12 protein-coding genes are annotated in these 14,494 nt (G+C 46.0%); 11 read left to right on the top strand and 1 reads right to left on the bottom strand.

Annotated features, from left to right (window positions below):
- Nucleotides 1–101: 101 nt before the first annotated feature.
- The 7 genes from KIT90_RS09670 to purF all read left to right on the top strand — a co-directional run bounded on the left by KIT90_RS09670 (nt 102) and on the right by purF (nt 10,666).
- Nucleotides 102–4,637, top strand: coding sequence for a FimV/HubP family polar landmark protein (locus KIT90_RS09670; protein WP_285376461.1), 4,536 nt, complete (start codon nt 102–104; stop codon nt 4,635–4,637).
- Nucleotides 4,638–4,727: 90 nt separating this feature from the next.
- A complete protein-coding gene (gene truA / locus KIT90_RS09665) occupies nt 4,728–5,522 on the top strand; it encodes a tRNA pseudouridine(38-40) synthase TruA (RefSeq protein WP_005439796.1) in 795 nt (264 codons plus the stop codon).
- Nucleotides 5,523–5,718: 196 nt separating this feature from the next.
- A complete protein-coding gene (gene accD, locus KIT90_RS09660; protein WP_005439795.1) occupies nt 5,719–6,645 on the top strand; it encodes an acetyl-CoA carboxylase, carboxyltransferase subunit beta in 927 nt (308 codons plus the stop codon).
- A 46-nt stretch (nt 6,646–6,691) separates the two neighbouring features.
- Nucleotides 6,692–7,954, top strand: coding sequence for a bifunctional tetrahydrofolate synthase/dihydrofolate synthase (folC, locus tag KIT90_RS09655; RefSeq protein ID WP_285376460.1), 1,263 nt, complete (start codon nt 6,692–6,694; stop codon nt 7,952–7,954).
- A 14-nt stretch (nt 7,955–7,968) separates the two neighbouring features.
- Nucleotides 7,969–8,562, top strand: a complete 594-nt coding sequence (locus KIT90_RS09650; RefSeq protein ID WP_285376459.1) for an SPOR domain-containing protein — start codon at nt 7,969–7,971, stop codon at nt 8,560–8,562.
- Between the two features lie 61 nt (nt 8,563–8,623).
- Nucleotides 8,624–9,115, top strand: a complete 492-nt coding sequence (locus tag KIT90_RS09645) for a CvpA family protein (RefSeq protein ID WP_005432921.1) — start codon at nt 8,624–8,626, stop codon at nt 9,113–9,115.
- A gap of 36 nt (nt 9,116–9,151) precedes the next feature.
- Nucleotides 9,152–10,666, top strand: coding sequence for an amidophosphoribosyltransferase (gene purF, locus KIT90_RS09640; protein ID WP_005439792.1), 1,515 nt, complete (start codon nt 9,152–9,154; stop codon nt 10,664–10,666).
- A 66-nt stretch (nt 10,667–10,732) separates the two neighbouring features.
- Here the strand turns inward: purF and KIT90_RS09635 are convergent, their stop codons facing one another.
- Entirely contained in the window at nt 10,733–11,608 is an 876-nt protein-coding gene (locus KIT90_RS09635) for a LysR family transcriptional regulator (RefSeq protein WP_005439791.1), read from the bottom strand.
- Nucleotides 11,609–11,891: 283 nt separating this feature from the next.
- Between KIT90_RS09635 and KIT90_RS09630 the strand changes: the two genes are divergently transcribed.
- The 4 genes from KIT90_RS09630 to apt all read left to right on the top strand — a co-directional run bounded on the left by KIT90_RS09630 (nt 11,892) and on the right by apt (nt 14,487).
- Nucleotides 11,892–12,998 (top strand): response regulator, encoded by a 1,107-nt coding sequence (locus KIT90_RS09630; protein ID WP_038896106.1) that lies wholly within the window; start codon nt 11,892–11,894, stop codon nt 12,996–12,998.
- Nucleotides 12,999–13,222: 224 nt separating this feature from the next.
- Nucleotides 13,223–13,354, top strand: coding sequence for a hypothetical protein (locus KIT90_RS09625; RefSeq protein ID WP_005380608.1), 132 nt, complete (start codon nt 13,223–13,225; stop codon nt 13,352–13,354).
- Between the two features lie 15 nt (nt 13,355–13,369).
- Nucleotides 13,370–13,774 carry a YbaN family protein gene (locus KIT90_RS09620; protein WP_033006063.1) on the top strand — a complete coding sequence of 135 codons (405 nt, stop codon included), beginning with the start codon at nt 13,370–13,372 and terminating at the stop codon, nt 13,772–13,774.
- Nucleotides 13,775–13,941: 167 nt separating this feature from the next.
- Nucleotides 13,942–14,487: an adenine phosphoribosyltransferase gene (gene apt, locus KIT90_RS09615; RefSeq protein ID WP_005452085.1), complete on the top strand. Its 546-nt coding sequence runs from the start codon at nt 13,942–13,944 to the stop codon at nt 14,485–14,487.
- The last annotated feature ends 7 nt before the right edge of the window (nt 14,488–14,494 follow it).

Raw genomic sequence — 14,494 nt, 5'->3', positions numbered from 1 at the left:
CACACATTTTTTACCCTCAACGCTATAGTTTTGCGTGCTTTATCCGATATATTTAACCGATCACCATTTCAAATTGTTACTAGCACCTAACTGAGCCTTCTATGCGTCAAAATTATAAGCGTTTGTTAGCAGCCCTTGTGCTGATGAGCGCGACTCAGACATCGTCAGTGGTTCAAGCCGAAGGTATTCGTCTTGTAGGACCCTCTGGTGAAGTGCAAGCATCTCCGAGCTACGCTGAGGAGATTGAACGAGCATTACCCGCTCCACCTGAAAATGACCAACCGTCGCGTTTCTTCGGTCCGACTGGTCAAAACGAGACTCTCTGGTCGATTGCTTCTGAATTACGACCTTCTCGAAATGTTTCCGTACAACAAACGCTACTCGCCATTTATCGCATAAACCCTCAAGCGTTTGATAAGCAAAATATCCACGAGCTTATTCCAGGAAGTCGCCTGCGTGTGCCTTCTCTAGAGCAAGTGCAAAGTGCGACAACGGCCCAAGCGATTGCGATCATGAAAGCGCATGAAGCTCGCCTTACTCAGCCAAAACCAACGCCTGCTCAGCCTGCAAAACCGAAAGTTGAACCGCCGAAGCCTGTGGTTGAAGCGCCAAAGCCTAAACCTGAGCCAGTTAAGCCAGAAGCACCGAAACCAGAGCCAATTAAAGCGGTAGAACCAACCACTCCAGTACCTGCAGTGAGCACATCACCTGAGGGTGAAAAGCAAGTCAGTGCGCTAAAAGACAAGCTGCAAGGTTCGCAAAGTGAGTTGGAATCTTTAGAAGAGAAGAACCATCGCCTGCGTTTAATGCTTTCTGAAGTACAGAGTGAAGTCGAAACGCTAAAAACCTCGCTCAACGATGAAGAACGCATTCGTTCAGAAGTAGAAAAACTGCTGGCAGAGGAACGCCAGCGTGTCGCTGAGCAACAACGCATGCAACCAAGCACCATGGACAAAATTTTGTCGAATGGTTGGCTTGTCGGTCTTGCGGCATTAATTCCGGGTGCTTTGATTGCGTTGCTAGTCGTTATGCTACTTGGTCGACGCTCTAAAGCGAAAGAGGAAGAAGCTGCTGCACAAGAACAGCAAAACGTTGATCCTCTTGCGGCGCCAATCGGTTTAGCGGCTGCTGATGAATTAGATGAAGAGCTAAGCCTAGATGATGACCTGTTCGGCGATGACGACGAAACAGAAAACCTATTCGAACAAGAAGAACAACAGCCTGAAGAAGAGGATGTTTTCGGTAACCTCGATGACGATGACCTCGACTTCAATCTAGAAGGCGACGACGGCGAAGACCCATTCGCTGGCATTGGCGACGATGGCGAGTTGGATGTCGGCTTCGATGAGTTTGACTCTTCAAGCAACGGCATCAAGGTCAATGGCGAAGAAAAAGCCCTTGGTCTTGAAGAGATGGAGCGTGCGCTCGATGAAGTCACGCCAGAGTTGGAAGTGTTGGATGACGACGATGACGCAGGCTTCGATCTTTCTGACGAAGACGGCTCTGACGCCATGTCTGACGACGCCTTTGCTGAGTTGCTCGCTGCAGATGATCCTGCGGAAGAGTTACAAAGTAATGCGCTTGATCAAGCGATGCTCGATGATCTATTTGCTGACCTTGATGGGGACGATCTCAACTTAGACGTTGAAGACGATAAGCCAACGGTATCAGAAACCGCATTCTCTGCAGGTGAAGCGACAGATGACGACATCGACAAGTTGCTTGCACAGTACGAACAGCCAACGCCAAAAGACACTGATGATGATTTGTTTGATGAGCTAGAAACGTTATCTAGTTTATCTGATAGCGATTCAAGTGAAGAAGAAGCATCTGCGTTACTTGATGAATTGATCGGTGAAGACGATGGCGAACCGCTTAACGAACTTGATCCACTTGAAGAGTTGGAAGACATCGCAGGTTTAAGTGAAGAGCCTACCATCGATGAAGACAGCACAGATTTACTTGATGAGCTCATTGGCTTCGATGATGAAGACGCCTCCGATGATGACTTTGACCCGCTTGATGAGCTAGAAAAGCTGTCGGGGTTCGATGGTGACGATTCTCTTGAAGACATTGATGAAAACAGTGTTGATCTGCTGGACGAACTGCTTAGCGACGAGAGCGTAGAAGAGCAGGACGAAACAAGCAGTGAAATCGATCCATTTGATGAACTGATTCGTGAAGATGACGAGTTAGAGCAAGCAGAAAACAAGCAGAGTGGCGACGATCTCCTTGCTTCGTTAGGCTTTGATGAGCAAGAGCCAGAAGCTGAAGAGAGTGTTCAACAACCTCAGCCAATGGCAGATGTTGAGCCTGCTGCCGATCTGGAGGAGGAAAAAGCAGCGCTTGGTCTGGATTCTGGTTTGGATATTGACGCTCTGCTGAGTGAGAACCAACCTGAAGTTGATAGCCAAACTCAGGCAGAACTTTCAAGTGAGCCGATTGAACAAGAGCAACCAGAATCGATTGATGATTTTGATAGCCATGATTTCTTAGGTGACCTTGAGGACGTTTCCCCAGAGCATGAACCGTTAATGACGGAGCTTGATGAGTTATTCGAAAGTAACAACGAAGCGTTGCTACCAAGTGAGCAAGAGCGTTCAGACTTTGCAGCAGAACTTGATGCTTTAATTGGTGAAGAGCCAGTAGCAAGTGAGAATGCGGAGCAGCAACCTGAAGCTCCGGCTGAACTATCGGTTGAAGGTAACGAACTAGCAGAAAATACAATTGAAGAGTATTCAGCTGAAGTTTCTGAAGCGTTAGATCCTCAAGCAGAAAGCTTAACAGAAGCGTCTCAGCCACAAGAAGAAACGATGGTAGAACCGGAAACTGAGCCGGCTCCAGCGTTCACGCCAACACCAAATACGGTTGAAAACGAATTTGGAATTCCTCAAGAGGAAGATTGGCTGGTTGATGAGATAGAACCTGAAAACAAAATTGAACAAGAACCCGTAGCAGCAAGCTCGACTGAATCGGCTATTGATGAAGAAGAGTTCAACTTTGACGAGTTGGAGCTTCCGGAGTTCAACGAAGAAGACGCATTGGCTTCGATGGCTGAAGAGCCTGCGCTAGCGGAATCTGAAATCGCTGAGCCTCAAGCGCCAGTTGCGGAAGCAGAAGAAGAGTTCAATTTCGATGAGTTAGAGCTTCCAGAGTTCAACGAAGAAGATGCATTAGCTTCAATGGCCGAAGAGCCTGCGCTAGCGGAATCTGAAATCGCTGAGCCTCAGGCACCAGTTGCGGAAGCAGAAGAAGAGTTCAACTTCGACGAGTTAGAGCTTCCGGAGTTCAACGAAGAAGACGCATTAGCTTCAATGGCTGAAGAGCCAGCGCTAGCGGAATCTGAAATCGCGGAGCCTCAAGCGCCAGTTGCGGAAACAAAAGAAGAGTTCAACTTCGATGAGTTAGAGCTTCCAGAGTTCAACGAAGAAGATGCATTGGCTTCGATGGCTGAAGAGCCAGCGCTAGCGGAATCTGAAATCGCTGAGCCTGCAGCGCCAGTTGCGGAAGCAGAAGAAGAGTTCAACTTCGATGAGTTAGAGCTTCCAGAGTTCAATGAAGAAGACGCATTAGCTTCGATGGCCGAAGAGCCTGCGCTTGCGGAATCTGAAATCGCTGAGCCTGAAGCGCCAGTCGCGGAAGTAGAAGAAGAGTTCAACTTCGACGAGTTCGAGCTTCCAGAGTTCAACGAAGAAGACGCATTAGCTTCGATGGCTGAAGAGCCAGCGCTAGCGGAATCTGAAATCGCTGAGCCTCAAGCGCCGATTGTTGAAGCAGAAGACGAGTTCAACTTCGATGACTTTGAACTACCAGAGTTCAATGAAGAAGATGCTTTGGCATCAGTGACAGAAGAGGTAGCAAGTTCTGACTCTGACACTGTTGAACCTGAGGTTGTTAAAGAGCACTCAGAAGTCTCTCAAGCTGTACAACAAGCAGAGAATGACCATGACGCTCTGTTTGAAGTCTTCGCGCAACCAGACGCTTTCAGTGCCGATTTAGAGCCTGAGCCGAGCAATGACCTAGAGTCGGAATTAAATGACTTTGAAGAGTCTGCGATGGCGAACTTGTTGTCTGAAAATGCTGAATCTGAAGTGTTTGATGGCAAGTTAGACAGCGACACTATTGCAAGTGCAGGTATGGACTTTGAAACCATGCTGGATGTTGGTGACGATTGGGATGGCTTTAAGCTGTCGCCAGAAAACACCTCATCAACGGCAGAGGTTCCAGAAGACCAGCGTGAAGTGTGGAGTTCATCAGAAGCACTTGCACAGCCTGAGATCGCGCAAGAAAACTGGGGTGAGCAAGACGACCTAACCGATTTTGATCCGAAGAAAAATCAATTCATGACCATTGATGAATTGATGGCTCAGGTAGACAAAGACGGTGGTGAGTTTGAAGAGCAAGAGCTCAAACTCGATGTGGGTTTGAATGAGTTTCCGGATGTGATTGGCGATATTGGTGATGTTGACGTAGATACCAATGCTGAAGCAGCTGGCAAGCTAGACCTAGCAAAGATCTACCTTGAAATGAACGACCCTCAAGGCGCGATTAAACTGTTAGAGGAAGCGATCGTCTACGGTGAGGACGATATTCGCCGAGAGGCTAAAACTCTCATCGACACGATTAACGGTCGATAAGTAAAAAGGGGTAGCAAACGCTGCCCTTTTTTGTATCTGGAAGGACTTACGTATATACTTCCCGCCCCATTTTAGAGTTCGAAGGTTAAAATGAGAATCGCATTAGGTATCGAATACAACGGTACAAACTACTTTGGTTGGCAACGCCAAAGAGACGTGAAAAGTGTCCAAGAAGAGCTAGAGAAAGCATTATCTGTGGTCGCGAACCACCCTGTCGAAGTACAGTGTGCAGGTCGTACCGATGCTGGCGTACATGGCACTGGTCAGGTCGTTCACTTTGACACCAACGTGAGTCGTAAAATGGTGGCTTGGACCATGGGCGCAAACGCGAACATGCCAAGTGATATCGCTGTCCGCTGGGCAGTGGAAGTGAACGATGATTTCCATGCTCGATTCTCAGCAACCGCACGTCGTTACCGCTACATCATCTTCAACCACGCATTGCGTCCTGGTATTTTAAATTCTGGCGTTAGCCACTATCACGGTGAGCTAGACGAGAAGAAAATGCATGAAGCAGGTCAGTACCTGTTAGGTGAGAACGACTTTAGTTCATTCCGCGCTGCGCATTGCCAGTCGTTGAGCCCATTCCGCAACTTGATGCACCTTAATGTGACCCGCCATGGTGATTACATCGTGATTGATATTAAAGCGAATGCTTTTGTCCACCATATGGTGCGTAACATTACTGGCAGCCTGATCAAGGTAGGTCGTGGCGAAGAAAAACCAGAATGGATCAAGTGGCTACTTGAAGCAAAAGACCGCAAATTAGCAGGTGCAACGGCGAAAGCTGAAGGTCTGTATTTAGTGGACGTGGACTACCCTGAAGAGTTTGGATTACCACAAGTTCCGATCGGTCCGCTGTTTTTGCCAGATAATTTGAACTAAATTTGCGATTTTGTTTCAAAATATCGGTACTTTAGACTGGATACGTGCAGAAACTGTGCGTTATTAATGATATCAAAAATAGGTACAACCAGTTTTTTATCTACAGTCGCGGCAAGATATGTTTTAATCCATCCGCAATATTCCCGAATTTATATCTTTCGCAATGAAGCGGAAGAGTTGAGAGAAAAGGTCTTCCATGAGTTGGCTTGAAAAGATTTTAGAGAAAAGCAACCTAGTAAGTTCACGTAAAGCCTCTATTCCTGAAGGCGTGTGGACCAAATGTACTTCTTGTGAGCAGGTTCTGTACCATGCTGAGCTTGAGCGCAACCTAGAAGTTTGTCCTAAGTGTAATCACCACATGCGCATGAAAGCGCGTCGTCGTCTAGAAACATTCTTAGATGAAGGTGAACGCGTAGAGCTTGGCACTGAACTTGAGCCACAAGATAAACTGAAGTTTAAAGATTCTAAACGCTACAAAGAACGTATCTCTGCAGCGCAAAAGAGCAGCGGCGAGAAAGATGCACTGATCGTAATGCAAGGTGAATTGCTGGGCATGCCACTAGTAGCGTGTGCGTTTGAATTCTCTTTCATGGGCGGTTCAATGGGTTCTGTTGTTGGTGCACGCTTTGTTAAAGCAGTAGAAGCAGCAATTGAAAACAACTGTGCGCTTGTTTGTTTCTCAGCAAGTGGCGGTGCGCGTATGCAAGAGGCACTGATGTCTCTAATGCAAATGGCGAAAACCAGTGCAGCACTTGAGCGTCTTTCTGACAAAGGCCTACCATTCATCTCTGTACTGACTGACCCAACAATGGGTGGTGTATCAGCGAGTTTGGCAATGCTAGGTGACATCAACATTGGTGAACCTAAAGCACTTATCGGCTTTGCAGGTCGTCGTGTAATCGAACAGACAGTACGTGAAGATCTTCCTGAAGGTTTCCAACGTAGTGAGTTCCTTCTTGAGCACGGTGCGATTGACATGATCGTTGACCGTCGTGAAATGCGTCAGCGCGTGGGTGGTCTAGTGGCTAAGCTAACTAACCACAAGTCTCCTATGGTGGTTTCGGTTAACGAATCTCCAAATGAAGAACCATATTCTGTACCAGAAGCGGACGAAAAAGGGTAAAGTATCAGCTAACATAAAAACCAAAGAAATTAATGGTTAAAGTTAGATGACCCAAAACTCTATTCCTCAAGCCACATCCTCTCTAACGATGTGGCTTGATTATTTAACAAATCTCCACACTTCAGCTATCGACCTTGGCTTAGACCGTGTTCAAGCGGTAGCGCAAAAAGCCAACCTCACCAAACCAGCTCCTACTGTGATTACTGTTGCCGGCACCAATGGCAAGGGTTCGACGTGTGCATTGATGGAAGCGATTCTATTAGATGCAGGCTATTCAGTGGGTGTTTACAGCTCACCACACCTAATTCGTTACAACGAGCGTGTTCGTATTAACGGAGTCGATGCAGAAGACAGCAAGCACTGTGCAGCGTTTGACTACGTTGAGCAACAACGCGGTGATATTAGTCTAAGCTTGTTTGAATTCGGTACGTTAGCCGCACTTCGTATTTTCCAAGTTGAGAAAGTCGATGTCGTTCTGCTAGAAGTTGGCCTCGGCGGGCGTTTAGATGCAACAAACGTTGTGGATCATGATGTCTCTGTTATTACCAGCTTGGCCATTGACCATGTTGATTGGCTTGGTGATGACATCAATGTGATTGGCTTTGAGAAAGCAGGCATCTACCGTGCTGGTAAACCTGCGATTTGTGGCCAACCAACGCCGCCAGCAACCGTTGCTGCGCACGCTGATGACATTCAAGCTGAGTTCTTCCAAGTTGGTATCCAGTTCGATTACCAATTGACTGAGAAAGGCTGGAAGTGGACCAGTGGTGCATTTGCATTAGAAGACCTACCAGTTCCATCGTTACCGCTACCAAATGCAGCAACAGCTTTAATGGCACTTGGCGCTTCAGAATTGCAAATCACTGACATTAATATCGTTAATGGCTTGAATAATGCTCGTCTAGCTGGCCGAATGCAGGTTCTGCAAACGGGGCCTGAAATCGTTCTTGATGTTGCGCACAACCCTCACTCAGCTGAATACTTAGTTGAGAAGGTGAAACGCCAATACGCGGATAAGAATATCCACGTTGTGGTCGCGATGCTGCACGATAAAGACATCAAGGCAACAATCGAAGCATTAACTCCAATTGCAACACAATGGTACCCAGCATCGCTAACTGGCCCACGCGCGGCGACAGCAGATGAACTGTGCCAATACTTACCTCAAGGTCAAGTTCAGTTCCAAACCCCAGTCGAAGCGTTTGAGAGCGCGCAGAAACACGCCGCTCAAGCCGATGTTATTTTGGTGGTTGGTTCATTCCATACAGTGGGCGAAGTGTTGGAGCATTGGCAATCAAATAATGAGTAATCAAAGGTAATTTGATGGCAAGTAAATTCCAAAGTCGTTTAGTCGGCACCATCATTCTAGTGGCGGTGGGGGTCATCGTGCTTCCAGACGTGCTAGATGGTAAGAAACTGCACTACAAAGAAGAGTTTGCCAGTATTCCTATCAAACCTGAGCTTGATAGCGATGTGGAGAACTTCGAAATACTAGAGCCTGTAGAAGATGATGTCTCTTTGCCTGAATCTCCGGTTACGGCAACGGTGGATGAATCTGAAGAGCCTCAAATCGCCGTTTCGGAGCCAGAACCAGAGCCAGTTACCCAACCAGAAGAAACGAAACAACCTGAACAGGTGGAAGTTGCGGTTCGTCCAGTTGAAGAAAAAAATCAATATGAAGATTCTGCTTGGATCATTCAGTTGATGGCACTGAAAAATCATGAGAATGCTGTTGCATTAGTAGAGGATTTACAGAAGCGTGGTTACCAAGCTCATGTAAAAAAAGAGACAGCTTTTACTCGAGTGATTGTTGGTCCTGATGTATCAAAAAGTAAACTTGAACGACAGGTCAAGGAATTACAAAAAATTACAGGCTCAAAAGGTCAATTGCTTAAATTTAAGCCATTAAATCCATAAGAAAACGTTTGCGTCAGCATTTTTTCTGTTAAAATGCGCGCCAACTTAAGATGAAGAAAACATGAATTGGTTAGATTTTGTCATTTTAGGTGTGATCGGATTTTCAGCTCTGATCAGTTTAGTTCGCGGTTTTGCTAAAGAAGCTTTGTCTTTGGTGATTTGGTTTGGAGCATTTTTTATCTCCAGCAACTACTACGCCAAATTGGCGGTGTACTTCACCAACATCGAAGATGAAATGTTTCGAAACGGAGCCGCAATTGCGGCGTTATTCGTCGCAACCTTAGTGGTTGGTGCAGTGGTGAATTACGTCATTGGTCAACTGGTACAAAAAACAGGGCTATCAGGTACCGATCGAATTCTCGGTGTGGTGTTTGGTGGTTTACGCGGAGTACTGATTGTTTCTGCGGTGCTGTTTTTTATGGATGCGTTTACTGCATTCCCAAGCTCGGATTGGTGGAAAGAGTCACAGTTGGTCCCTGAGTTCAGCCGTATCATCGCCCCATTCTTCGAGCATTTAAAAGCAACATCAAGTTTTCTGTCTGGCACTATCTAGTAGTGCCAGCTACTGTCGCAAATCGAGGATTAGGACATGTGTGGTATTGTTGGAATCGTGGGCACAACGCCTGTAAACCAGTCTATTTATGACGCGTTAACGGTGTTACAGCATCGTGGCCAAGATGCCGCTGGTATTTGTACCATAGAAAGCAATCGTTTTCGTCTGCGTAAGGCGAACGGTTTAGTGAAGGATGTGTTCGAAGCAAGACACATGCAACGCTTACAAGGTGAGGTTGGTATCGGTCACGTTCGTTACCCAACCGCTGGCAGTTCAAGTGCCTCTGAAGCTCAACCTTTCTACGTAAACTCCCCTTTCGGTATTACACTTGCCCACAATGGTAACCTGACTAACGCTCATGAAGTTCGTCAGAAGCTGTTTGAAAAAGACCGCCGCCATATCAACACCACTTCAGACTCAGAAGTACTTCTAAACGTACTTGCTCATGAGATCGATACGGTAAAAGGTAACGTTACGGCGGATGACGTTTTCCGCGCTGTAACGAATGTACACCGCACAATCCGTGGCGCTTATGCTGTCGCAGCGATGATCATCGGTCATGGCATGATTGCTTTCCGTGACCCACATGGTATTCGCCCTTTATGTTTAGGTAAGCGTGAAGTCGAAGGCAGAACAGAGTATATGGTGGCTTCAGAATCTGTAGCACTTGATGCGGTTGGTTTTGACTTTGTTCGTGATGTCGCACCAGGTGAAGCGATTTACGCAACGTTTGAAGGCGAGTTGTTTACCAAGCAATGTGGCGACAATCCAAAACTGAACCCATGTATCTTTGAATTCGTTTACTTCGCTCGTCCAGACTCATTCATTGATAAGATCTCGGTTTACAGCGCTCGTGTTGAAATGGGTAAAAAGCTGGGTGACCGTATCCGTGAAGATTACGCAGATCTTGATATCGACGTGGTTATCCCAATTCCTGAAACATCATGTGATATTGCGCTGCAAATTGCACAAGCCATTGATAAACCATACCGCCAAGGTTTCGTGAAAAACCGTTACGTCGGCCGTACGTTCATCATGCCGGGTCAACAGCAACGTAAGAAATCTGTTCGTCGTAAGCTAAATGCTATTCGTTCTGAGTTCAAAGATAAGAATGTACTACTTGTCGATGATTCTATTGTTCGTGGCACAACTTCAGAGCAGATCATTGAGATGGCTCGTGATTCCGGTGCGAACAAAGTGTTTATGGTTTCAGCGGCTCCTGAAGTGCGCTTCCCGAACGTTTACGGTATCGATATGCCAAGCGCAACAGAGCTGATTGCACATGGCCGTGATAACGAAACTATCTGTAAGCAAATCGGCGCAGATGCACTGATTTATCAGCGTTTGGATGACTTGGTTGAAGCGGTTGGTCTTGGCAATCAAGACATCACGCAATTCGATACCTCTGTATTTAACGGTGAATACGTGACAGGTGATATCGATCAGCAATATCTAGATTTCCTTGATGGCTTGCGCAACGATGATGCGAAAACGCAACTCGAGATTCAGCAAGACTTAGCAAACCTAGAACTGCACAACGAAGGTGCTTAAATCGCGCTACTAAAGACATAAAAAAACCAGAGCTTCGGCTCTGGTTTTTTGTATCTGTGCTCAACATTAATGAATGTTGTAGGCGATCACGAAGTCGATGAATAGTCGTACTTTTTCTGGTAGGTGATCTTTGTGGTTGTAAAGCATGTAAATGTCACGCGGGTTTGCGCTCCAATCTGGCAATATGCGCACGAGATCGCCACTTTCGATGTACTCTTTGATCATCACATCAGGCATCAACGTAATGCCAAGACCTTCCGAACAAGAGCTACGAACCACGTTCAGTGCGTTTGCTTGAAAACGACCACGCTCTACGTTCACCACAGACTCGCCCTTGCTGTTAATCAGCGTCCACTTGATAAGTGGTGAACCTTTTAGCAAAGAGTGGTTAGAAAGCTCTTCAGCGTGATTTGGAGCAGGGTTTGCGCTCAAGTAATCAGGACTCGCGACCAGAATGTCTTTCACTTCACCGATTTTACGTGCAATCAGGCTGGAATCACGTTGTGGGCCAACACGGAAGATCACATCCCATTCTGTAGGATCAAGTTGATCAGCGTTGCTTTCCGTTGTCAGTTCGATGTTGATATCTGGGTACTGTTTCATGAACGAATTGAACATCGGCATCATCATGCGCTTCGTCAAGTTGTACGGCGCAGAGATCTTGATCTTGCCCGATGCACCACGGCAATCATCCGTAATTTCCTCTGCTGTCGAGGTTAGGCGTTGCAGCAAAGGTGAGCATTCATGGTAAAAACGTTCTCCGGCTTCAGTCAGAGAAAGTTTACGCGCATGACGGTTCAGCAATCGAAGATTGACAGAGTCTTCAAGCGCTTGAATGCGTCGGGTGATGGTTGCCACCGGAATCATGGTTTTTCGCGAAGTTGCGGTATAGCTCCCATTTTCGACAACCAATCGAAATAGGTTTAGATCATCTAATTTCATATTTCCAGACACATTAAACTACCGTTTATGGCTAATTTATAATTAACTTTGTGATCAAAGTTTGCTTTAAGTCAACATGTTGCGTCATTTGAACACAGCAGGAGGCTCTTAGTAAATACTGATAAACAATGGAATATTTGTATAAACGTCAATTTCAGGCTACGGTTTATAACAAGGTGAAAGGGCCTGACGTCTTGCTGCACAACGTTTCGTAAGATGTGAATACAACAACAATAATAACTTAGAATTTGTTTTTTGACTGAGCTTTGTGAGGTGTAAAGGTATGTTTAAGACTCACAGTCAAACGGCAATGGTCTCGGCGCAGGAAGTGGTCAATCACAAGCTCATCATGTTGGTGGACGATGACCCTATATTTCGTAGAGTAACTAGTGCCTATTTGGAAAGTCAGGGTTTCAAGGTAGTAGAAGCTGAAAATGGCCTAGAGGCGCTTCAGCAGCTGAGGGAGTGCCAGCCTGATCTTGTCTTATGTGACTTATCAATGCCCGTCCTAGACGGAATCGAATTTGTAGAAGAGGTAAGCCTAGAGTATCCATCTATGCCACTGATCGTGGTATCGGGCACCGACGAAATGTCTGATGTAGCGAAAGCGCTGCGTTTTGGCATTAAAGACTTCTTACCAAAACCAATTGGAAACTATAAACATTTGTCTCAAGCGATCGATAACACGCTTGAGGAAGCCGACTGCCATTATTCTGACCATAGGGACTTCTCCAGCCAGTGGTTTAGAGTCGATGACGGCGGAGAAATGCCTGATGAGCAAGAGCTCCATTGGCACTTAGAGTATTTACAGCAAAACCCGAATGCTGCACGTGATTTGCTCCATGCACTGCTTCCGGAGAAAGATGCATCGCAAGGCGACTGGAAGTGCTCTTACCGATTATTGCAGTCTACGGATGTTATGCCGTTGGTGTTTGATTATCGGTGGTTGATGAACGGTCAGTTTGCGTTTTACCTCGTCGATTCAGCATCACTGGAAGAGGATGGGGTAGCGACGACATTACTTGTGCGCGCTCTGTTTGATGACTACTTACGCAACCTGAAAAGCTTTAGTGCCGATCTGAAAGATATGGTCGAGATCATTGAGAAGGGCATTCAATGCTCGGATTGCGCTGGAGCAGTAAATGCCGTGTTTGGTGTTGCGGATTTAGCGTCATCGACGGTTTCAATTTTACCAGCGGGTCTTGATAGCCAATGGTCTGATGGTCATACGAATCAACATATAGCGGCGGGGAACCGTCTTGGTGATGGCAGTATGAAGAACTTCATCACTCGTGAGCTCCCGATTACGACGAGTGGTCAACTGTCTATTGGCTGTCTAGGAACATCAAGCTTTAGCTTAAACATCGTTCGTTTGAACCGCTTGATGTAAACATAAATCATCTAAATGAAAGCAGCATATCGATGCTGCTTTTTTTGTTTTTTCATTCCGTATCTCCCTCGTTGTTTCCCTTTATAACCTTACTTTTTGTTGGTGTTTAGCGTTTGATGTTTAAGGTATAGTCAGCGCTTAAAACAATAATGACCCATTTGTGCAACGATATTTTAACGACGCATGGTTGGGAGAAGCAAAGTCAACAAGTGAGAAGAAGCATCATGGCAGACAAAGATTTTAAAGAGCCTTATAATATTTTTTACTTTCTAGGTTTCATTGCAGTCCTTTTGATCCCAACTCTACCTGCAACGCTAACCTGGCTTCGCGTAATGAACGGTTACGCAGGTTTTTAATCGAGCGATTGTTTACTGGAGTCCACCATTCGTATTAAGCGTTACTTTTTCAATATTGCTGGTGGACTCTGCATGATACTTGGCATCGCCGGTATCGTTCTTCCTTTATTACCCACCACTCCCTTTATCTTATTGGCAAGCGCGTGTTTTATGCGTGGAAGCCCTGCGTTTCATCGTTGGTTACACGAACACAAAACGTTTGGTCCAATGCTCGATAATTGGCATAAGCACAGAGCCGTTACCCGTAAAGTAAAACAACGTGGAGCGGTATTTATTGTGCTGAGCTTTACCGTATCCATTCTCGTCGCCCCTATCATTTGGGTAAAAATTGCGCTTTTAGTGATGCTAATCGTTTTACTGAGTTGGTTTATGCGTCTACCTGTGACTGAGTTGGTTGCTGACCGAGAAGAAAATCACTAAGATTGTAGAGAATAGTGTGCCCGCTCTTCGAGTGGGCGTTTGTATTTTCAGCGCCTGTGACTTTTTAAGAAAATGAGCTCATAGGGATGAAAACCTATTGTTTGTTGCCCTCATATATACTGCGATAAGAACAGAGGGCGATGAGCCAATCTAAGTAAATCGGTATTATGACTACAGAAACAATTTCACTGATCAAATCTAGCATCAAAAGCATCCAAGACTATCCAAAGCCAGGCATTCTTTTCCGCGACGTGACTAGCCTTCTTGAAGACGCAAAAGCGTACCAAGCAACGATTAACCTTTTGGTTGAGCGTTACAAAGACATGGGCTTCACGAAAGTTGTCGGTACAGAAGCGCGTGGTTTCCTTTTTGGCGCACCTCTAGCACTAGAGCTGGGTGTAGGTTTTGTTCCTGTGCGTAAGCCAGGCAAACTTCCTCGTCCAACAGTCGCTCAATCTTACGAGCTTGAGTACGGCGTTGATACGCTAGAAATTCATACTGATGCAATCGTAGAAGGCGATAAAGTATTGGTTGTTGATGATCTGCTAGCAACTGGCGGCACAATTGAAGCAACAACAAAACTGATCCGCCAACTAGGTGGTGAATTAGAGCACGCTGCATTCGTTATCAACCTACCAGAAATCGGTGGTGATAAGCGCCTAGAAGGTCTAGGTCTGAACGTTTACAGCATTTGCGAGTTTGAAGGACACTAATACATTC

The sequence above is a fragment of the Vibrio sp. B172a genome (assembly GCF_030248355.1).
Classification (GTDB): Bacteria; Pseudomonadota; Gammaproteobacteria; order Enterobacterales; family Vibrionaceae; genus Vibrio; species Vibrio owensii.
Note: the sequence above shows the minus strand (reverse complement) of the source record. Positions and strands in the feature narration are given on the sequence as shown.

Coding starts and splice junctions, on each gene's coding strand:
- KIT90_RS09625 (WP_005380608.1), top strand. CDS start 13,223: ATGGCAGACAAAGATTTTAAAGAGCCTTATAATATTTTTTACTTTCTA.
- KIT90_RS09650 (WP_285376459.1), top strand. CDS start 7,969: ATGGCAAGTAAATTCCAAAGTCGTTTAGTCGGCACCATCATTCTAGTG.
- KIT90_RS09630 (WP_038896106.1), top strand. CDS start 11,892: ATGTTTAAGACTCACAGTCAAACGGCAATGGTCTCGGCGCAGGAAGTG.
- folC (WP_285376460.1), top strand. CDS start 6,692: ATGACCCAAAACTCTATTCCTCAAGCCACATCCTCTCTAACGATGTGG.
- accD (WP_005439795.1), top strand. CDS start 5,719: ATGAGTTGGCTTGAAAAGATTTTAGAGAAAAGCAACCTAGTAAGTTCA.
- apt (WP_005452085.1), top strand. CDS start 13,942: ATGACTACAGAAACAATTTCACTGATCAAATCTAGCATCAAAAGCATC.
- KIT90_RS09670 (WP_285376461.1), top strand. CDS start 102: ATGCGTCAAAATTATAAGCGTTTGTTAGCAGCCCTTGTGCTGATGAGC.
- purF (WP_005439792.1), top strand. CDS start 9,152: ATGTGTGGTATTGTTGGAATCGTGGGCACAACGCCTGTAAACCAGTCT.
- KIT90_RS09635 (WP_005439791.1), bottom strand. CDS start 11,608: ATGAAATTAGATGATCTAAACCTATTTCGATTGGTTGTCGAAAATGGG.
- truA (WP_005439796.1), top strand. CDS start 4,728: ATGAGAATCGCATTAGGTATCGAATACAACGGTACAAACTACTTTGGT.
- KIT90_RS09645 (WP_005432921.1), top strand. CDS start 8,624: ATGAATTGGTTAGATTTTGTCATTTTAGGTGTGATCGGATTTTCAGCT.